The following is an 18,626-nucleotide window of genomic DNA, read 5'->3' as shown; positions in this document are numbered from 1 at the left end:
GTCAATGCGGCACAGCCGCGCCCTCGCGCAGGCGCAGCCGGATTGCCTGCAGCTCCGCCCCATGCCGCTTCAGCCAGGCCCGGTGCGGCGCATGATCGGGCATCAGCCGCGCCACCACCGCCCAGAACGCGGGGGAATGGTTCATCTCCGCCAGATGCGCCACCTCATGAGCGGCGACGTAATCGAGCACTTCGGGAGGGGCCATGATCAGCCGCCAGGAGAAGCTGAGCGAGCCATCCGCCGCGCAGGAGCCCCAGCGCGAGCGGGTGTCGCGCAGGGTGATGCGCCGAAACGGTTTTCCGAGCGCGCGGGCGTGCCGCTCGCAGGCCGCCTGCAGGCGCAGCCGTGCGCAATGCTTGAGGAAGGTCTCGAGCCGGGCGCCGAGCCGCTCCTCGCCCGGGGGCACCAACAGCCGGTCGCCCTCGACCCGCGGCGCGCGTGTTGCCGCCGCCTCGATGCGCAACAGGCGTCCCTCGAAGGGCAGGCTGTCGCCGAAGCCGGGGCAGTGGCGCTGCGGCAGTTTTTCAAGCGCGGCTTGAAGCCAGGCGCTTTGGGACCGGGCAAAGGCGAGCGCATCGGCGAGCCGCGCGCGCGCTGGCAACGTCAGCGTCACGCTGCCGTCGATACGGCTGACCCGGAGCGAGAATCGTCGCGCCCGGGCGGAGCGGCGCAGATGCAGCGCGACGCCGGAGAGTTCGGGCAGCAGGATCGGACTTTCGCTCATTCTCGTTACGCTTCGCTCGATGGGCGCGAAAAGGCTTTGACACCCTGCAATGGTTATGGCAATCGGCTGCGACTCTGTGCCTAAGAGCTTGCCAGGAGATTTCCATGCCGAAAGAGGAATGGGGCGTCAAGCGCCTCTGCCCGCATTGCGCGAGCCGGTTTTACGATCTGACGAAAGATCCGATGACCTGCCCGGTGTGCGGCAACAGCTTCACGCTCGAAAGCCTGAGCGCGGCGGGTCGCGGCCGTGTGATGGTGGCCGACAAGGTGGCGCCGCGCGAGGCCGAAATCGACGTTGATGATCTGGCCGACGACGATCTGGACGAAGACGGCGGCGACGTGGACCTTGACGACGATCTGCTCGAGGATGACGAAGACGACAATGTCTCGCTCGACGACATCGCAGATGTCGCGGGCAGCGAAGACGAGGGCTGATCCGCGACCTCGCGGAGAGACCGGGACATGGTCCGGGCGTGAACTGTGTTCGCGCCCGGTTAAGGTGTAGAGGAAGGGCGCCTCCACGCCCTTATGGCCGAGGTTCCGCCCGCCCTCTGGTTTGGGCTGCAGCCGCCGCGGGCCGTGCCGCCCGCGCCCGAAAGGGTCCGGCAGGGTGCCCCAAGCAGGTTCCGAACCTGCTGTTTTTAGGAAATTGTCAGAGGATCTCGCCGCCGTCGATGACGAGCGCAAGCCCCGTCACGAAGGAGGAGCGCTCCGAGGCGAGATAGACGATGCCTTCGGCGATCTCCGCGGTGCTGGCCCAGCGCCCCATCGGGATCGTTTCCGCCACATAGGCTTCGAGCGCTGCCCGCCCGCCCATCTGCCGCTCGAACCCGGCATTGAAAGGCGTATCGACAAAGCCGGGGCAGAGCGCGTTGAAGCGGATGTTCTCGCGCGCGTAATCGGCCGCCATCTGCCGCACCATCGCCACCGCAGCATGCTTGGTCGTCGCATAGGAGATCATGCCGCGGTCATACTGACAGCCCGAGTTCGAGGCGGTGACGATCACCGAGCCGCCGCCCTGCGCGCGCATCGGCACCACCACCGCCTGCGCCAGCACGAAATGCGCCCGCACGTTGAGCGCCCAGGCAAGGTCCATCTGCGCGGCGCTCACCTCTTCGAGCTTGCCGGGGATCTGGATCCCGGCATGGGAGTGAAGCACGTCGATCCGGCCATGCCGGGCCAACACATCCGTCACCGCTTCCGCGATCGCCACATCATCGCGCGCATCGAGCGCAACCCCCTCGGCTGCGCCCCCCGCCGCGGTGATCGCTTCTGCGGTCGCGGCGGCAAGCTCCGCGCTCAGATCGGTGACAATGACCGTCGCCCCCTCGCGCGCCATCGCCAGCGCGCCCGCGCGGCCGATCCCCGAGCCCGCCGCCGTCACCAGCGCAACGCGCCCCTGCAAGCACCCCGTCATAGTCTGTCTCCTATTGGTCTTTGGGCGTCCCGCCGCGGCGCAGGGTGAGCTGCGCGATCACCAGCATCAAAAGCGAAGCCGCCATCACCATCGTGCCGATGGCATTGATTTCAGGTGTCACTCCGCGCCGGATCGACGAGAAGATGTAGATCGGCAGCGTCGTCTCCGACCCTGCGACGAAAAAGGCGATGATGAAATCATCGAAACTGAAGGTGAAGCTGAGCAGGAACCCAGCAAGGATCGCCGGCGCCAGCAGTGGCAACGTCACCTGCCGGAAGGTGGCGAGCGGCCCCGCGCCGAGATCTGACGATGCCTCGATCAACGCCCGGTCCATCCCTTCGATCCGCGCGCGCACGAGGATGATCACAAGCGACATGGTGAAGAGCCCATGCGCGGCGACCAGCGAGCCCGCCCCCATCGAGAGTTGCCAGCCGGTTGCGGCCGCGAGCCAGGGATTGAGGGCATTGAAGACAGTGACGAGAGCGATCAGCGTGGCGATGCCGATCACGATGCCCGGGATCATCACGGCGATGTAGATCAGCGCATCGAAGAGCGCGCGCCACCGCCCCTTCATGCCCGAAAGCGCCAGCGCCGCGAGCGTGCCGAAGACGCTGGCGAGCACGGCGGAGGTGAGCGCGATCCCGGCCGATGTCTTTAGCGCGTCGATCACGAAGGGGTTGGAAAGCGCGCGGCCATACCATTGGGTCGAAAACCCCTGCATCTGGCTTGCGTTGCGCCCGGCCGAAAAGCTGAAAAGCGCGATGATGCCAATCGGCAGATAGAGGAAGGCATAGACGGCGAGGGCGTAAAGTCTCATCGCGCCCTCACATCAGGCCGACATCGTCGCGCGCGGCGCCGATGCGTTTGAGAAAGCGCATGTAAAGCGTGACGGTGACGAGCATGACGGCCACGAGCGTCACCGACATCGCCGAGCCGAAAGCCCAGTTGCGCGATTGCAGGAACAGATCGACGAGCGCATTGCCGACAAAGAACACCTTGCCGCCGCCGAGCATCTGCGGGATCAGATATTCCCCCATGAGCAGGATGAAGACGAGCATCGAGCCGGTGGCCACGCCCGGCAGCGAGAGCGGCAGGGTGATTTGCAGAAAGCTGCGCCAGGGCGGTGCGCCAAGGTCGCCCGCGGCCTCAAGAAGCCGTTTGTCGAGCTTTTCAAGGCTCACATAGATCGGAAAGACCATCAGCGGCAGATAACCGTAGACAATGCCCACAAGCACGGCAAAGGGTGTGTTGATGAGGCGGATGTCGCCCATTCCGAGTTCCGCCAGCAGATGCGGGATGCCGCGCCCCCCGAGCAAAAAGATCCACGCGTAGCTGCGAATGAGGATCGAGGTCCAGAACGGCACGATCACGAGCACGAGCAGAAGCGTACGCCAGCGCTCGCGCACCCGCACGGCGAGGAAATAGGCGAGCGGATAGGCGATCAGAAGCGCCGCCAGCGTGCCCGCGGGGGCGAGCAGGAGGGTGTTCTGAAACGCCGTCCAGCGCGCGCCGAGATTGGCATATTGCGCGAAGGTGAAGGCCGGGGCGTAACCGCCCGCAGCCCCCCTTTCGCCAAAGGAATAGACGAGGACGACAACGAGCGGCAAGACCAGAAGGCCCGCATACCAGAGCCCTGCCGGGCCGAGCAGAAGCGCGCGCGCCGCGCGTTGCGAGATCGCCATCGCCCCCTCCTTACGCCGATTTGAAGCGTGCCATCAGCTCGGCGCGGTTCGGATCGGTGAGCGTTGCCGCCGCGCCGAATTCGAGCGCGTCGAGCAAGTCGGCTGCCGGATGCAGGATCGGATCGTTCAGAAGCTCCTCGGGCAGAAGCGCATTGACGCGCGCATCTGCCACCGGGAAGCCATGCGCCAGCGCCTCGCGCGCATTCACCTGCGGGTCGATCAGGAAGTTGATCAGCGCATAGGCGGCCTCGCGATGCGGCGCATTCTTCGGCACGGCATAGTAATCCGACCAGATCTCGCCGCCCTCCTTGCCCAGCGCGAACTGGATCTCGGGCATGTCGCGGTTCATCTGTTTGCCCTCGCCGGTCCAGCACATGGTAAGCCAGGCATCGCCATTGCGCATCGGCGGTTGATAGTCGGACGTGATGGCGAAGAGATGCGGCTTCACCTCGATCAGCAGTTTCTCGGCATCGGCAAGCTCCTTCGGGTCGATCGAGTTGAAGGAATAACCGAAGTATTTCAGCGCATTACCGATGGTGGTGAGCTGATAATCATGCACGATGGTGCGACCAGAGAAATCGCCCATCGTGACATCGAAAAACTCTTTCCAGCTGGTGAAGGGGGCCTTCGCCTTGCTCGAGTCCCACGACATTCCCGTGGTGCCCCAGTTTTTCGGCACGGCATAGAGCTTGCCGCCCACTGTGCCCGCATCGGCAAAGCGCGCCTCGAAAGCAGAGGCGTCGTAATTGGGCAGTTTCGACAGGTCGAGCGGTTCGATCAGATCGGCCTCGACATAGGTAGTGATGGTGTAGTTCGTCGGCACGAACACATCCCAGCCCGATCCGCCCGCCTGCAGCTTGGCGAGCATTTCCTCGTTCGAGCCGAAAACATTGACCTGCACCGCAGCGCCCGTCTGCTCGCGGAAGATCTCGAAGTTTTCCGGGTCGTGGTAGTTCGGCCAGGTGGCGAGGATGACACGGTCGCCGATGTCACCGGCCAAAGCGCGGCCGGGGTGCAGCATCGGCATGGCCCCGCCCAGAACGGCCATTGCCGTGCCGAGCCCGGTCACACCCAGAAAGTGGCGGCGCGTGACCGAGCCTTTCTGGTAGCGGCGCAATTCTTCCATGAACTTCTGCCGGGTGATCGGCGTCTCGTCGTTTTTCATGTGTCGGATCCCTTGTTGGAGAGGTCAGTCCTGGCCCAGGACCAGGCCGGAACCCGGATCCCAGAGGATGTGGAGGCGCGCCCCCACACCTGCGCCCGGCAGTGCTCTTTCGGCCTGTCTGGGCAGCATCACCTGCACAGCTCCGAGAACCGGATGCGCGAGCAGGTATTCGATATGTTCACCAAAGAAGGTCATATGCGTGACTGTGGCCGCAAGCGCGGGCACGCCCGGCTCGGGCGCAAGCGCCAGCCGCAGCGCCTCCGGGCGGACTGCCACCTCGACCGCCGCACCCGGAGTGGGAACGAATGGCGCGGTGACCTCGACGGCGAGTCCGCCCGACAGCTCGACCTGCGCGCGCCCCTCGCTCGCCGTACGCACCCGCGCGGGGAGGATATTGGCGCGGCCAACGAAATCGGCGACGTAGCGATTTGCAGGCAGGTCATAGAGTTCGCGTGGCGTGCCGATCTGCATGATCCGGCCCTTGCCCATGATGCAGATCCGGTCCGACATCGAGAGCGCCTCCTGCTGGTCATGAGTGACCAGAATGAAGGTGATGCCAAGGCTGCGCTGCAGGGAGAGCAGCTCCATCTGCATCTCCGCGCGCAGTTTTGCATCGAGGGCGGCCATCGGCTCGTCCAGAAGCAGGATCTTCGGCTCGTTGACGATGGCGCGGGCGAGTGCCACGCGCTGCTGCTGGCCACCCGACATCTGCCAGATCCGCCGCGGCCCGAACTCTCCGAGCCGAACGGTGTCGAGCGCCTTGGCCACGCGCGTCGCGATCTCGGCCTTCGCCATCTTCGGGCGGCGCTGGCGCAACCCGTAGGCGACGTTTTCGGCCACGGTCATATGCGGAAAAAGCGCGTAATGCTGGAACACCATATTGACCGGGCGGCGATAGGCGGGCTCGGCGGCGAGTTCCCGCCCGTCGATCAGGATCGTGCCTTCCGTGGGCGTCTCGAAGCCCGCAAGCATCCGCAGCGCCGTGGTCTTGCCGCAGCCCGAGGGGCCGAGGAAGGAGAGAAACTCTCCCTTCTCGATCCGCAGGTTCAGCCTGTCGGCAGCCAGAACCTCGCCGTAGCGCTTGCTCGTGTTGACGAATTCGGCAATGGCCGCGCCAGCGCTGACGGTGTGATGACCCGTCGCATATGTCATTCGATCGTCTTTCCCTGTCGGTCAGCCCTTTGGCGGGCTATCCCTTGCTTTGGGAAAAATCGTAAGCAACACTGTCCTTCCTGTATATATCACAAAAAGCATACCGGCAGAGAGGGGAAGGGATGGAACGGGAATGGATCGCCTGCACCGCGCGCGTGGTCGAGGCGCTCGGCAGCGCCGATTTCGCGCCTGCGCTGGTGGCCGCGCTGCGCTGCGTCACGCCCTTCGAGCACAGCGTAACCTTTGCTTATTACAGGGATTTTCGTCCTATCGCGCTGCATGACGAGTTCCCTGACTGGAAGCGACAGGTGATGGTGGCGGATTATCAGGCCGGGCCCTATCTGCTCGATCCGTTCTATCTCAACTCGATGGCGCCCTTGACACCACGGCTGGTGCGGTTGCGCGATCTGGCGCCGGATCGCTTCTATCAGGGCGAATACTTCCGCAATTATTACATCCGGACCGAACTCGCCGAAGAGATCGGCTTTCTGGTCGATGTGGGGGGCGGGGTGAGCGTGGTGATTTCGGCCATGCGCGAGAGCCGGGTTTTTTCCGCGCGCGAATTCAAGGCGTTGCAGGAGGTTTTCCCGTTCGTCGCGGCGGCGGCGCGGCGCAACTGGGAGGGGCTCGCGACTCGCTTTGCCGCCGAGGCCGTGCCGTCGCAGGGGCCGCGTCTGGCCGAACTGATCGAACGCGCCTTCCAGAATGTCGGGCGCAACTTGCTCACGCCACGCGAGCGCGAGATCGTCGAATTCGCGCTCAAGGGCTACTCGGCCGAGGCGACCAGCCAGGCGCTCGACATCTCCCCCGGAACCGTCCGTATCCACAAGCGCAATATCTACAGCAAGTTGCGGATCAGCTCGCAGGGGGAGCTGTTTTCTCATTTCATCGAGGCGCTCGCCGATCTGGAGTGACGGCGATCCATGCCTTGCCTCAGCCCTCCGGGCGTTCCGGGCCGGGTTCAGCCGCGATGGACGTTGAGCGGGCCCCAGCTCTGGCTCACCGGCATGATCTCGACCGCGTTGATGTTGACATGCCCGGGCAGCGCCGCAACCCAAAAGACGGTTTCGGCAATATCCTCGGGCTGAAGCGGATCGGCGCCAGCATAAAGGCGATCATAGGCCGCCTGATCGCCACCGGTGCGTACCAGCGTGAATTCGCTTTCCGAAAGCCCCGGCTCGATCGAGGTTACCCGCACCCCCTTGCCCACGAGATCCGCGCGCAGCCCGAGCGAGAACTGCCGCACGAAGGCTTTGGTGCCGCCATAGACATTGCCGCCCGGATAGGGCCAGCTCGCCGCGATCGAGGCGAGGTTGACGATCAGCCCGCGGCGCGCGATCAGCCGGTCGAGCAGGATCCGGGTGATGGTGACAAGCCCGGTGATATTGGTGTCGATCATCACCTTCCAGTCGTCGAGATCGCAGTCCTGCGCGGGGGCCGTGCCGCGGGCAAGGCCGGCATTGTTGATCAGCGCGTCGATCCCGGCGAAGCCTTCGGGCAGGCTTTCAAGCGCCGCGCGCGTTGCGGCTTCATCGCGGATGTCGAAGCATAAAGGACAGGCCACTTCGGGGCCACCCAGCGCGCGCACCAGCGCCTCGAGCCGTTCCTGCCGGCGGCCGGTGACGATCACGCGCCAGCCCTCGGCCACGAAGCGGCGCGCGATGGCATCGCCAAAGCCCGCGGTGGCGCCGGTGATCAGGGCGATCTTGCTCATTCTCTCTCTCCGTTGTCTGGGCCGAGGCGCTTTGTATAGAACACCCGGTCATAACCGTCTTCGTGCCCGCGGCCGGTCTCGCTGAAACCGAGATGCGGGTAAAGGGTGAGGTTCGCGGTCATGCGCTGGTTGGTGCAGAGATCAAGCCGGGCCAGGCCAAGTTCCCGCGCCTGATCCTCGGCAAAGGCGACAAGCGCGCGGCCGATGCCGTGGCCCGCGGCCTCGGGCATCACCGCGAGCGCATCAAGATAAAGATGATCGGCACGGGGCAGGAGCACGACATAGCCCAGAAAGGCGCCGCTCTCGCTCACCGCCACATGGGCTTCCCGGGCCGCGACATGGGCGGCGAAATCGGCCTTCATCGGTGCCGGATCGCGGCCGATTGCGGCGCTGTACTGGCCAAAGGCAAGGCGCGCGCAATCGGCAATCGCCGCCACATCCTCGGGTTGCGCGCTCCGGATCCTCATTGCGTCCTGCGCCTCACATCCGGCCTTTCCAGGGCACGATTCGCCGCTCCAGTGCCCGCATCGCCAGATCGAAGATCCAGGCGATCGCGCCGATCAGGATGATCCCGACCAGCACCGTCGAGGTTTGCAGGAACTGGCTCGCCGAAAGCACCATATAGCCCAGCCCCTGGGTCGAGGCCACCATCTCGGCGGCGACAAGCGTGGTCCAGCCAAAGCCGACTCCGATCCGCAGCGAGGTCAGGATCTCGGGCGTGGCCGCGCGCAGCACCACCTCGCGCAGCACCTGCCCGCGCGTCGCGCCCAGCGAATAAGCGGCGTGGATCTGCTCGATGGCGACCGAGCGCACGCCGGCGCGCGCGCCGAGCGTGACCGGAGCGAGGACGGCAAGGAAGATCAGGAGCACTTTCGAAGTCTCGCCGATGCCGAACCAGATGATCATCAAGGGCAAGTAGGCGAGCGGCGGGATCGGGCGATAAAACTCGAGGAACGGGTCGAAGAGGCCGCGCATCACCGGGTTCATCCCCATCGCGAGGCCGAGCGGAATGCCGATCACGCAGGCGAGCGCGAAGGCGGCAAAGACCCGGCCCGCGGAAACGAGCACATGCAGCCACAAAGGCGCGCCGGTATAGCCGTTGCCGAGAATGGCGATGAATTTTTCCACCACCTGCACGGGCGAGGGCAGAAAGAGCGGCGCGACAAGCCCCGCCATCGTCACCACCTGCCACAGGATCAGCACGATCAGCACCGCGGCGACCGAAATGCCCACGGTGCGGCCTTCGCCCGGCACGCCATAGGTCTGCCCCGGCCGGGTCGGCGCGGCGCGCAGAAACCGTTTCAGGAAGGGAGTTTGCGGTGCGTTCCCGGGGCTTGCCGCGGTATCGGTCTCGGATTCGAAGCTCATGCCGCCTGCTCCTCGTCGGCAAAGATGATGCCCAGCACGGTCTCGCGCATGGCGATGAACTCGGGCGAGGCCTTCACCTCACGCGCGCTTTCTCCGGCGAGAAACCGGCGCGAGAAGGGCAGATCGAAGCGATGCGTGATCCGGCCCGGGCGGGGCGACATGACGATGAGCTTGGTGCCCATGAAGAGCGCCTCCTCGACCGAATGCGTGATCAGGAACACCGATTTGTTCTGCGATTGCCAGATCCGCAGGATCAGTTCCTGCGCGCGCTCGCGGGTGAGCGCATCAAGCGCACCGAGTGGTTCGTCCATCAAAAGGATGCGCGGATCGGCGGTGAGCGCGCGGCCGATGCCCACGCGTTGCTGCATGCCGCCCGAGAGCATGTAGACAGGTGAGGTCTCGAAATCCTCAAGCCCCAGCAGGCCAAGGAAGCGGCGCGCGACGGTGTAGCGCTCCGCCCGGCCCACGCCCTGCAGCTTCAGCCCGAAGGCGAGATTGTCGATCACATTGAGCCAGGGCATCAGCGCGTGTTTTTGAAACACCACCGCGCGGTCGCGCCCGGGCCCGGCAATCGGCGCACCATCAAGGCGGAGCTGGCCAAAGCTCGGCGCCAGAAATCCGGCGATCAGGTTCATCAGCGTGGATTTTCCGCAGCCCGAGGCGCCCAGAGCCACGACGAACTCGCCCTCGCCGATATCGAGATCGATATTGCGGAGCGCTTCGACGGCGTCGGTCCTGTCGCCGCCGGGATAGAAAACGGAGACGCGGCGGATTTCCAGCATGCTCGGCCTTTCGCGAGAGGGGGGCGGCGCGGAGGGCGCGCCGCCCGGGTCAGGTTACTCGGAGATCGCGGCTTCGACGGGCGCGAGCGTGATGAAGGGGCTGTAATCCTCGGCCACGCTGTCGATGCGACCCGCCGCCTTGAGGAATTCCGCCGTCGCCTTGACCGAGGCCGCGAGGCCGCCGCCAAGCCAGTCCGCCCCGGCCTGATCCTTGGCCGGCAGGAAAGTGTAGCCTGCGAGGATCGCCGGCACCTGCGCGGGATCGGCACCAGTTTCCTTGGCAATCGTCAGCACCGGCGCGCTTTCGGGCGTCCAGGCGGCCGGGTCGGCCAGATAGGCGGCATCGGCCGCGGTCGTCACCTTGACGAAGCCCGCCACCGCCTCGGGGTGTTCGGCGGCGAAATCCTTGTTCACCACCCAGCCGTCAAAGGTCGGATAGCCCCATTTTGCAGTCTCATCCGCGCCGACGATCCTTTTGCCGTTTTGCAAAAGTTGCGACTGCGCCGGATCCCAGATGAAGGCGGCGTCGATCGCATCCTGGCTCCAGGCCGCGGTGATCTGATCGGGCGGCATGTTGAGGATGGTGAGCTCGTTCTCGGCGATCCCGGCATGGGCCAGGGCGCCCACAAGCGAGAAATGCGCGGTCGAGCCCACCGGCACGGCCACCCGCTTGCCTTTGAGGTCCGCGAGCGTCTCGATCCCCGCACCGTCGCGGGCGATCAGGCTTTCGGCGGTGCCGATCACGCCCGAAAGCATGAAAAGCTGCGCCGGTACGCCCTGGCTCGCGCCAATGGCGAAAGGCGAGGAGCCGAGGGCCGCCAGCTTCACATCGCCCGAAGCCATCGCGGCAATCACTTCAGTGCCCGAGCCGAACTTGCGCCATTCGATCTCGTAGCCCATCGCCTTGTCATAGGCGCCGGTCGAGATCTCGGTCATCATCGGCAGCGGAATGCCGAAATGGCCGATGATCAGCTTTTCGGCATGGGCCAGGCCGGTGGCCGAAAGCAGGCCAAGAACCGAAACGCCGAGCCGCAGAGCGGTTTTCTTGATCATTGTGTCCTCTTGCTGTTGGGGGGCCTGTTGTCCGGCCTTGGGGAGGGGCGCCCGGCGATTGCCCGCCGGGCGCATTCGTTCAGTGAGTGGCCTTGGTCAGTGCAGCATCGAGCGTGTCGAGGATGCGCGTCATCTCCGAGGGGCCGACGATCAGCGCCGGGCTCAGGCAGAGCGTGTTGTTGAAGCCGTAAAACGACCGCGAGGTCTTGCCGATCAGCACGCCTTCGGCATCGCAAAGCCCGACGATCCGCTCGACGAGCGCCTCGGCGAGCGGCTCCTTGGTGGCGCGGTCTGCCACCAGTTCGAGCCCGCAGAAAAGCCCCTTGCCGCGCACATCGCCCACAATGGCGTGTTTCTCCATCAGGTCATGGAGCCCCTCCATCAGCACCACGCCCATCTTGCGGGTGTTCTCGAGCAGGCCCTCATCCTCGATGATGCGCATGTTCTCGAGCGCGGCGGCAGGCCCCGCGGTGCAGCCGCCGAAAGTGGAGATGTCGCGGAAATAGCTCATCGGATCGTCGGGATCGGTGCGGAACCTGTCGAACACCCCCTCGGTGGTGATCAGGCACGAAATCGCCGCATAGCCCGAGGCCACACCCTTTGCGCAGGTCACGAAATCGGGCTTGATGCCGTAGTTCTGATAGCCGAACCACGCGCCGGTACGCCCCATGCCGCAGACGACCTCGTCGATATGGAGAAGGATGTCGTATTTGCGGCAGATCTCCTGCACCCGCTCCCAGTAGCCCGCCGGCGGCGTGATCACGCCACCGCCCGCGGTGACGGGTTCAAGGCAGAGCGCGCCGACCGTATCGGGGCCCTCGCGCAGGATCACGTCTTCAATCGCATCGGCGGCGCGTTCGCCGTAGTTCTCCACATCCCATTGCTTGCGGTATTCAAGGCAATGCGGCACGGCAATGAAACCCGCCGGGAAGGGGCCGTATTGCTCCTGCCGCTGCTCCTGCCCGCAGGCGGCGAGCGCCCCCATCGAGGTGCCGTGATAGTCGCGCTCGCGGTAAAGGATCTTCCATTTGCGCCCGCCGTGATGCTTGTGCGCGATCTGGCGCACCATCTTGAAAGCCTTCTCATTCGCCTCCGAACCGGAGTTGGCATAGAAGACGCGGCTGAGCCCCGGCGTCTTCTCGGTGAGCCTTTGCGCGAATTGCGCCGCCGGAATCGTGCCCGCCGAGCCCGCGAAATAGTTGATCTTGACAAGCTGGTCGCGCACCGCATTGGCGATGCTCTCGCGCCCGTAGCCCACATTCACCGTCCAGACGCCGCCCGAGACCGCATCGAGATAGTCGCGCCCGGTCTGGTCCCAGACCGTCATGCCCTTGCCCTCGACAAGGATGCGCGGGTCGCGCTTGTCAAGCACGGCATGTTGAAAGAGGTGATGCCAGACATGCGCGCGGTCTGCCTCGACCGTGGCGGAAATGTCGTTGTAGCGGCCGTCCATCGTGATTGGTCCTTTCCCTTCGCGGCGCCCGTTGCACGGGATGGCCGAGGGAAGCATTGACGCCACCCTGACGCACAGGGCCAAAGTCGCGCAACCGATGGGGCCAGTTTGGCCTGTCCGTCCCGGTCTGGCACCATAATTGGGCCACCCCTTGGTGCGGGTGCCTGATCTTTGGGCGTGGCGCGGATAAGGCGTCGCTTCGGCTTGGGCGGGCTTGCGCCTTCTGGGGCCGGTTCCGACAAGGAAGCGGGAGAGCCCGATGCAAAACCTGCCTGTCACCATTGACCGCGAAAGCGCCGAACCGTTGCAGCGCCAGCTGCGCCGGGCGCTGATTGCCGCGATTCATGAGGGCAAGCTCCTGCCCGGACAGAAGATGGTCTCCTCGCGCCTCCTCGCGCAAAGGCTCGGCATCGCGCGCAACACCGCCACCGCGGTCTATGACGAACTGGTCGCGCGCGGCTATCTTGAGGCGCAGCCGCGCCGGGGGTGCTTTGTGGCCGCGCGCGGTGCCGGACGGATCCGCCCCGCCCTCAACCCGTCGGTGGTGGATTGGGAGAGCCGCATCGGGGCGCATCCCTCGCGCCTCAACCATATTCGCAAGCCGATGAACTGGCAGGAATTTCCCTATCCGTTCATCTTCGGGCAGGTGGATCCGCGGCTGTTTCCGCTCGCCGCCTGGCGGGCCTGTTCGCGCGATGCTCTGGGCCGGGCGTCCGCCGACTGGTGGGCGGCCGACCGCGCGGTGGAAGATGACCCGATGCTGATCGAGCAGATCCGCACCCGGATCCTGCCCGAGCGCGGCATCTTTGCCCGCCCCGAGGAGATCCTCGTCACGCTCGGCGCGCAGGAAGGGTTTTATCTGATGGCGCAGCTTTTGGCCGGGCCCGGACGGCGCGTGGGCTGCGAACTGCCGGGCTACCCGGATTCGCGCTTCATTCTGGAAATGTCCGGCGCTGCGATCACCCCCCTGCCGATCGACGCGCAGGGCGCGCGCATCGCGCCCGGCCTCGGCCTCGATCTCGCCGTGCTCACGCCCGGCGCGCATTGCCCCTCGATGCTGGTGATGCCCGATCCGCGCCGCGACGAGATCCTCGCCCGCGCCAGCCAGGACGATTTCCTGATCGTCGAGGATGATTACGAGGGCGAGGTTTCCTTCGCCCCCGATCTCTCGCTCAAGTCGCGCGATCGCGACGGGAGGGTGATCTATCTGGGGACCTTGTCGAAAGTACTCGCCCCCGGAGTGCGGCTCGGCTTTCTCGTCGCGCCCGAACCCTTGGTGACCGAGGCGCGCTGGCTGCGCCGGCTCGTGCATCGCTCGGCGCCCCTCAACAACCAGCGCACCGCGGCGATTTTCCTTGCCGAGGGGCATTACCGCACGCTTGTGCGCAAGCTCCGCGCCGCCCATGCCGAGCGCTGGTATCGCGCGATGGAGCATCTGCCCGCGCTGTTGCCGGGGTTTTCTCTGCCCGCGCCCTGCCATGGCGGCTCGAGCCTCTGGCTCGAATGCCCGGCCGGGGTGGACGGGCGCGCGCTGATCTCTGCCGCGCTTGCCGAAGGGGTGGTGATGGAAAGCGGGGATCCTTTCGTTGCCCCCGATCAGGCCGGGCGATATTTGCGGCTTGGCCTGTCGCTGATCGAGACGGGGGCCATCGTGCCGGGTCTGAAACGGCTGGGCGAGATTTCTGCCCGCTTGGCGGGGCAGGGCGGATCGGTGAAACTGGCCCCATAGAATGCGCCGCTCTGGCCCATCCGGCGCGCCGCCGCCCGGGATAGGGCCGGGGCAGGATCCGCGGAGTGCCGATGTTCGAGACCCAGACCCTGTTCGTGCTGCTCGCGGTGAGCTTTGCCGCGGTTTTGCGCGGCATTGCGGGCTTTGGCTTTGCCATTGCTGCGGTGCCAGTGCTCTCGCTCGTGATCCCGCCCGTCGAGGCGGTGACGCTTGCCGTGCTCTTGCAACTCGTGATCGGAGTGCAGGATCTGTGGCAGCTGCGCGGCCATGCCCATCGCCCCTCGCTCCTCCGGCTCTCGCTTGGCGCGCTGGCGGGCACGCCGCTCGGCATCTGGGCGCTCACCGCGCTCAGCCCAGATGCGGCGCGGGTGCTGATTGCGGCGCTCGTGCTCGCGGGATTGTTTCTGCTGCTGCGCTACAAGCCCCGGCACCCCCATCCGCATGGCGGGCTCGCGCTGCTCGCAGGGCTTGCCGCCGGGGCGTTTTCCGGCCTCGCGGCCATGCCCGGGCCGCCTGCGGTGGTCTATTACCTCGGCGCGGGGACGAGCCCGGCGCAGACACGGGCCTCGCTTTTGCTCTTCTTCTTCGTCACTGCGGTGATCGCCGCGCCGGGGCTGTGGCTCGCGGGCGCGATCGACGGCACCGCTCTCCGGCTCACTCTGATGGCCCTCGCCCCCATGCTGATTGGCACCTGGGCGGGAGGGCTAATCTTCAGGCGTCTCAACGATGCGCAATATCGCCGGATAGCGCTTTTCGTGATGGCGATCTCGGCGGGTCTCGCGGGCCTGCGCGGCATGGAAGGGTTTTTCTGAACGGGCGGGGCGCGCGTGTATTGCACGGCCCTGCGCCCCCGCCTTGCGCCGCAACAGGTTTTCTGCGGATCGGGGCAGGCCTCTTGGGCGACGCCCGGTCCGTCACCGGGCTGGCCGCCGCCGCAGACCGTCTCGCCTCCCAATGCGTCAGTTCCCCGCTCGCGATCTGTCTTGCCTTGGCGAAACCGGTCGTCGCCCGCCTGGCGTCATGAAACGGATATCTCTTAGTTGCATTTCGGTGATCCACACTGGCTAGGGTACGGAGATCTCGTCGGCACAGGTTCCATGCACGTTCCGGATATCCGCATTCTGCCCCTTCTCGGGCTCACGGCGCCGCGGCTGCGCCGGATCGTTGCCGTTCTGCTCCTGTTTGTCGGGCTCGCGGCCTTTCTGCCCGGCTTTGCCACCCTTCCCGTGACCGACCGGGACGAGGCGCGCTTCGTTCAGGCCAGCCGGCAGATGGTGGAAAGCGGCGATCCGATCGAGATCCGGTTTGGCGACACGCCGCGGCTGAAAAAACCCGCTGGGATCTACTGGCTGCAATCCGCGGCGGCGCTGGCAAGCGGGGCGGGGGCCGAAGCACCGCTCTGGGTCTATCGACTGCCCTCTCTGGCGGGCGCCGTGCTGGCGCTGTGGTTGACGGTGCTCGTGGGCACCCCGCTCGTCGGTCGGCGCGCGGCGCTGGGCGGCGCCGCCCTGCTGGCCGCAACGCTGTTGCTCGGCGCAGAGGCGCGGATCGCCAAAACCGACGCGGTGCTTTTGGCGACGATCCTTGCCGCGCAGGCGGTTCTCGCGCGGCTGCATATGCGCGTTCCGGGGGCGGTTCCGCCCGGCTCCGCGCTCGCCTTTGTCTTCTGGGGGGCGCTGGCGTTCGGTATTCTCGTCAAGGGTCCGATTGCCCCCGGGGTGGTGGGGGCGACTGCGCTCGCCGTCGCGCTGCTACGGCGCGAGGCGGGCTGGCTTGCACCGCTCCGCGCGCCTTTGCCCATCGCCCTCGGGGCCGCAATTGTCTTGCCCTGGTTCGTGGCGATCACGCTGCGTTCGGGCGCGGAGTTCTGGGCCGGGTCGGTCGGCACAGATCTTTTGCCCAAAATGGCCTCCGGGCAGGAGGGGAAGGGGGCGCCGCCGGGCAGCTATCTGGCGCTGCTCTGGGCGACCTTCTGGCCCGCTTCGGCGCTGCTGGTGCTGGCCTTGCCCGCGATCTGGCGCGCGAGGGCCACGAAGCCCGTGGTGTTTCTCGCCGCCTGGGTGCTGCCCTGGTGGGGTGTGCTTGAGGCGGTGCCGACAAAACTCCTGCATTATCCCCTGCCGCTCTATCCGGCGCTGGCGCTGGCCGCGGCGCATTTCGCCCCGGCCGGGATCGGGTCGGGGCGGGGCTGGCGGGGCGCTGCCATCGCAGCGCTTGTGCCGGGGCCGGCGCTGGGCGGGGCGGCGCTGGCGCTTGCTTGGCAGTCCGGCGCGCGCGCCACGGAGCTCTGGCCGCTCGCGCTGGGGCTCGCCGTTGCCACCGGGTGCGTTGCGGCCCTGGCCTTAGTGATCTGGCATGGTCTTTGGCGGCCTCTCGTTGCGCTGAGCGCTGCCGCGGGACTCGCACTCTGGAGCGGGCTTTTTGCGACGCTGCCGGCGCTGGACAGCCTCTGGCCGGGGCATCGCGCGGTCGAAACCGCCGTCCGGCTCGCCCATGCCGCGGGCTGTGACCGGCCCCGTCTCACCGGCTGGGGTTACAGCGAACCCTCGCTGCTCTGGCTCGGCGGGCGCGAGACGCGGCTGATCGCGGTGCATGCCCCGCTGCCCGCCGATCTCGTGGGCGGGGCCTGCCAGTTCGTGATCCGGTCCAGCACCGTGGATACCCCGATTCCCGCTGCTTGCGTGACAAAGGGTCGGTTTACGGGGTTTGCCCTCGGGGCGGGCAGATCCGTCACCCTTGACCTTCTTGATTGTGGAGTCCAGTGATGACCTCAGATCGTCCGATCCGGCACATGGCGCCGTTTGCGCTGCCGCGCCCGTCCCTGCCCCGCCAAAGCGCCCTCTCCCGGGGCAGTGCGATCGTGATCGGGATCTTTCTGGTGATGGTGTTGCTGGATCCTCCGGTGCGCGCGCTCTCCCAACAGCTTGATCCGGCACTGCGGGATCTGCTGCGCGGGCTGACCCGGCTTGGCAATGCGGGCTGGCCACTCGGAAGCGGGCTGGCCGCCCTTGCGGTCGTGCAACTGTTGTTGATACGCGAAACCGGGCGCCGGCAGGTGGCGCTGCGCCGGATGCGCGCCGCAGTGCTGTTCGTGCTTGGCGCTGTGGCGGGCAGCGGGGTGCTTTCGAGCCTCGCCAAGAACATCATCGGGCGCGCGCGCCCGACGCTGGAGGCGGCCGGGGAGTTCGATTTTGTCAGTTTCGCCTTTCAGGCCGGGCATGCGAGCTTTCCCTCCGGGCATGCGACCACGGCGATGGCGATGATGGTGGCGCTGGCACTGATCTTGCCGCGTCATGCGCTGGGCTTGCTGACAGCGGGGGGGCTGATTGCGTTGACGCGCGCCCTGATCGGGATGCACTGGATGTCGGACGTGCTGGTTGGCGCAGGTCTTGGCACCCTGTTCACGCTTGCCTTGAGCCATCAACTCTACGGTGCGCGCAATCGCGATCTTGTTTCGAGGCGGGTTGCGACGCTGTGCTTTGCCGCTTTGCGCGACCGGGTCCGGGAGACCTGGTTCAGGCTGTCTCTCCCCGAACGGCTCGGCATGCGCGCGGTACCGGTCTCGCGTCGGACCTGACACGCGCGCCGGGGGCCGGGAGTTGGGCCTCCGGGCTCGGGCTAAGCATCGGAGCGGGGCGTGAGCGCGAAGGCAAGCCCCGCGGCCAGCGCCACCGTGGCAAGCGGGTGATCGGCGATGAGCTTGGGAAGAGTGGTCAGCGCCGCTTCGCTGAGCGCGGAATGGAGAGCCGCGGCGCGCGCCGCTTCGGCACGTGCTCTGGCGCGGGCATCGAGGAGCGCGAGCAGACCCCAGGTGATCAACGCAGACAGAAGCGCGAGCCCGGCAAGCGTCAGGGCCGCGAATGCGGGGCCGATCAGCGGCACGAGCGCGAACCAGAGCGCGAACGCCGCCGCGGCATAAGCCGTGGCGGTGAAGGCGCCGATCAGCGCGAGGGCGACGATCTTGCCGCGTGCGGGCGCGACCGGGGGCGCAAGACCCCCGACCAGACCGAGCGCGATCTGCACCAGATCGCCCATCGGATCAGCGCTTGACCATGAGCGCGGCGAGAAAGCCCACGCCCGCAGCAATGCCGAGCGCCGCCATCGGATTGGCGCGCACGCGGTCCTCGACCGCACCTTCCGCCGTCGCGAGGCGCTCGCGCGCGATTTCCGCCGCGGCCGAGGAGCGTGCCGCGATCTCGGCGCGCAGATCCTGCGCCTGCTCGGCAAGCTGCGCCATCCGGCTTGCACCGTAATCGCCTGCGTTGCGGGTCAGCTCCGCCAGCTCGGCGCTCAACTTCTCGATCTGCTGTTCCAGCTTCGCCACCTCGGGGGACAGCTTGCCGTTGCTTTGCGGGATCGGATGGGCACTGGCCATGAGAACCTCCTGT

At 66.5% G+C, this 18,626-nt stretch carries 20 protein-coding genes; 6 read left to right on the top strand and 14 right to left on the bottom strand.

The window, feature by feature from the left end:
• Window position 1: 1 nt before the first annotated feature.
• The gene (locus CRO22_RS01775; protein WP_097068387.1) at window positions 2-724 is read right to left on the bottom strand and encodes a M48 family metallopeptidase; all 723 of its coding nucleotides are present in this window, start codon (window positions 722-724) and stop codon (window positions 2-4) included.
• 104 nt (window positions 725-828) lie between these two features.
• Between CRO22_RS01775 and CRO22_RS01770 the strand changes: the two genes are divergently transcribed.
• Window positions 829-1,158: a TIGR02300 family protein gene (locus CRO22_RS01770; RefSeq protein WP_097068386.1), complete on the top strand. Its 330-nt coding sequence runs from the start codon at window positions 829-831 to the stop codon at window positions 1,156-1,158.
• Window positions 1,159-1,375: 217 nt separating this feature from the next.
• Here the strand turns inward: CRO22_RS01770 and CRO22_RS01765 are convergent, their stop codons facing one another.
• Genes CRO22_RS01765 through CRO22_RS01745 form a run of 5 tightly spaced genes read right to left on the bottom strand, consistent with a single transcriptional unit; the run spans window position 1,376 to window position 6,139 of the window.
• Window positions 1,376-2,140 (bottom strand): SDR family NAD(P)-dependent oxidoreductase, encoded by a 765-nt coding sequence (locus CRO22_RS01765; RefSeq protein ID WP_097068385.1) that lies wholly within the window; start codon window positions 2,138-2,140, stop codon window positions 1,376-1,378.
• Window positions 2,141-2,150: 10 nt separating this feature from the next.
• Complete coding sequence (locus tag CRO22_RS01760; RefSeq protein ID WP_097068384.1) at window positions 2,151-2,957, bottom strand: ABC transporter permease; 807 nt, start codon at window positions 2,955-2,957, stop codon at window positions 2,151-2,153.
• A 7-nt stretch (window positions 2,958-2,964) separates the two neighbouring features.
• Entirely contained in the window at window positions 2,965-3,816 is an 852-nt protein-coding gene (locus tag CRO22_RS01755) for an ABC transporter permease (protein WP_097068846.1), read from the bottom strand.
• A 16-nt stretch (window positions 3,817-3,832) separates the two neighbouring features.
• Window positions 3,833-4,987, bottom strand: a complete 1,155-nt coding sequence (locus CRO22_RS01750; protein WP_097068383.1) for an ABC transporter substrate-binding protein — start codon at window positions 4,985-4,987, stop codon at window positions 3,833-3,835.
• 24 nt (window positions 4,988-5,011) lie between these two features.
• Window positions 5,012-6,139 carry an ABC transporter ATP-binding protein gene (locus tag CRO22_RS01745; protein ID WP_097068382.1) on the bottom strand — a complete coding sequence of 376 codons (1,128 nt, stop codon included), beginning with the start codon at window positions 6,137-6,139 and terminating at the stop codon, window positions 5,012-5,014.
• A gap of 122 nt (window positions 6,140-6,261) precedes the next feature.
• Here CRO22_RS01745 and CRO22_RS01740 point away from each other — a divergent pair, with 122 nt between their 5' ends.
• Window positions 6,262-7,053 (top strand): helix-turn-helix transcriptional regulator, encoded by a 792-nt coding sequence (locus CRO22_RS01740; protein ID WP_097068381.1) that lies wholly within the window; start codon window positions 6,262-6,264, stop codon window positions 7,051-7,053.
• Window positions 7,054-7,100: 47 nt separating this feature from the next.
• On the opposite strand, the gene CRO22_RS01735 is transcribed toward CRO22_RS01740, so the two are convergent.
• The 6 genes from CRO22_RS01735 to CRO22_RS01710 form a co-directional block, all read right to left on the bottom strand.
• Window positions 7,101-7,853 carry an SDR family NAD(P)-dependent oxidoreductase gene (locus tag CRO22_RS01735; protein WP_097068380.1) on the bottom strand — a complete coding sequence of 251 codons (753 nt, stop codon included), beginning with the start codon at window positions 7,851-7,853 and terminating at the stop codon, window positions 7,101-7,103.
• Window positions 7,850-8,320: a GNAT family N-acetyltransferase gene (locus CRO22_RS01730; protein WP_097068379.1), complete on the bottom strand. Its 471-nt coding sequence runs from the start codon at window positions 8,318-8,320 to the stop codon at window positions 7,850-7,852. The genes CRO22_RS01735 and CRO22_RS01730 overlap by 4 nt, the downstream gene beginning before the upstream one ends.
• Window positions 8,321-8,333: 13 nt before the next feature.
• Complete coding sequence (locus tag CRO22_RS01725) at window positions 8,334-9,221, bottom strand: ABC transporter permease subunit (RefSeq protein ID WP_097068378.1); 888 nt, start codon at window positions 9,219-9,221, stop codon at window positions 8,334-8,336.
• Entirely contained in the window at window positions 9,218-10,003 is a 786-nt protein-coding gene (locus tag CRO22_RS01720) for a taurine ABC transporter ATP-binding protein (protein WP_097068377.1), read from the bottom strand. The genes CRO22_RS01725 and CRO22_RS01720 overlap by 4 nt, the downstream gene beginning before the upstream one ends.
• Before the next feature lie 54 nt (window positions 10,004-10,057).
• Window positions 10,058-11,056 (bottom strand): taurine ABC transporter substrate-binding protein, encoded by a 999-nt coding sequence (gene tauA / locus CRO22_RS01715; RefSeq protein WP_097068376.1) that lies wholly within the window; start codon window positions 11,054-11,056, stop codon window positions 10,058-10,060.
• Between the two features lie 79 nt (window positions 11,057-11,135).
• A complete protein-coding gene (locus CRO22_RS01710) occupies window positions 11,136-12,509 on the bottom strand; it encodes an aminotransferase family protein (RefSeq protein WP_097068375.1) in 1,374 nt (457 codons plus the stop codon).
• 259 nt (window positions 12,510-12,768) lie between these two features.
• Here CRO22_RS01710 and CRO22_RS01705 point away from each other — a divergent pair, with 259 nt between their 5' ends.
• The 4 genes from CRO22_RS01705 (at window position 12,769) to CRO22_RS01690 (ending at window position 17,815) form a co-directional block, all read left to right on the top strand.
• On the top strand, window positions 12,769-14,238 hold the full coding sequence (locus CRO22_RS01705; RefSeq protein ID WP_097068374.1) for an aminotransferase-like domain-containing protein: 1,470 nt from the start codon (window positions 12,769-12,771) through the stop codon (window positions 14,236-14,238).
• 71 nt (window positions 14,239-14,309) lie between these two features.
• Window positions 14,310-15,050, top strand: coding sequence for a sulfite exporter TauE/SafE family protein (locus tag CRO22_RS01700; protein ID WP_097068373.1), 741 nt, complete (start codon window positions 14,310-14,312; stop codon window positions 15,048-15,050).
• 285 nt (window positions 15,051-15,335) lie between these two features.
• A complete protein-coding gene (locus tag CRO22_RS01695; RefSeq protein ID WP_097068372.1) occupies window positions 15,336-17,003 on the top strand; it encodes an ArnT family glycosyltransferase in 1,668 nt (555 codons plus the stop codon).
• Window positions 17,003-17,815: a phosphatase PAP2 family protein gene (locus CRO22_RS01690; protein WP_097068371.1), complete on the top strand. Its 813-nt coding sequence runs from the start codon at window positions 17,003-17,005 to the stop codon at window positions 17,813-17,815. Before CRO22_RS01695 ends, CRO22_RS01690 begins: the two co-directional genes overlap by 1 nt.
• A 41-nt stretch (window positions 17,816-17,856) precedes the next feature.
• Here CRO22_RS01690 and CRO22_RS01685 read toward each other — a convergent pair whose 3' ends face one another.
• Window positions 17,857-18,273 (bottom strand): hypothetical protein, encoded by a 417-nt coding sequence (locus tag CRO22_RS01685; protein ID WP_097068370.1) that lies wholly within the window; start codon window positions 18,271-18,273, stop codon window positions 17,857-17,859.
• A gap of 4 nt (window positions 18,274-18,277) precedes the next feature.
• Window positions 18,278-18,613, bottom strand: coding sequence for a DUF883 family protein (locus CRO22_RS01680; RefSeq protein WP_097068369.1), 336 nt, complete (start codon window positions 18,611-18,613; stop codon window positions 18,278-18,280).
• Between the last annotated feature and the right edge of the window lie 13 nt (window positions 18,614-18,626).

This window comes from Rhodobacter maris (assembly GCF_900217815.1).
In the GTDB taxonomy this organism is placed as follows: Bacteria; Pseudomonadota; Alphaproteobacteria; order Rhodobacterales; family Rhodobacteraceae; genus Rhodobacter; species Rhodobacter maris.
Note: the sequence above shows the minus strand (reverse complement) of the source record. Positions and strands in the feature narration are given on the sequence as shown.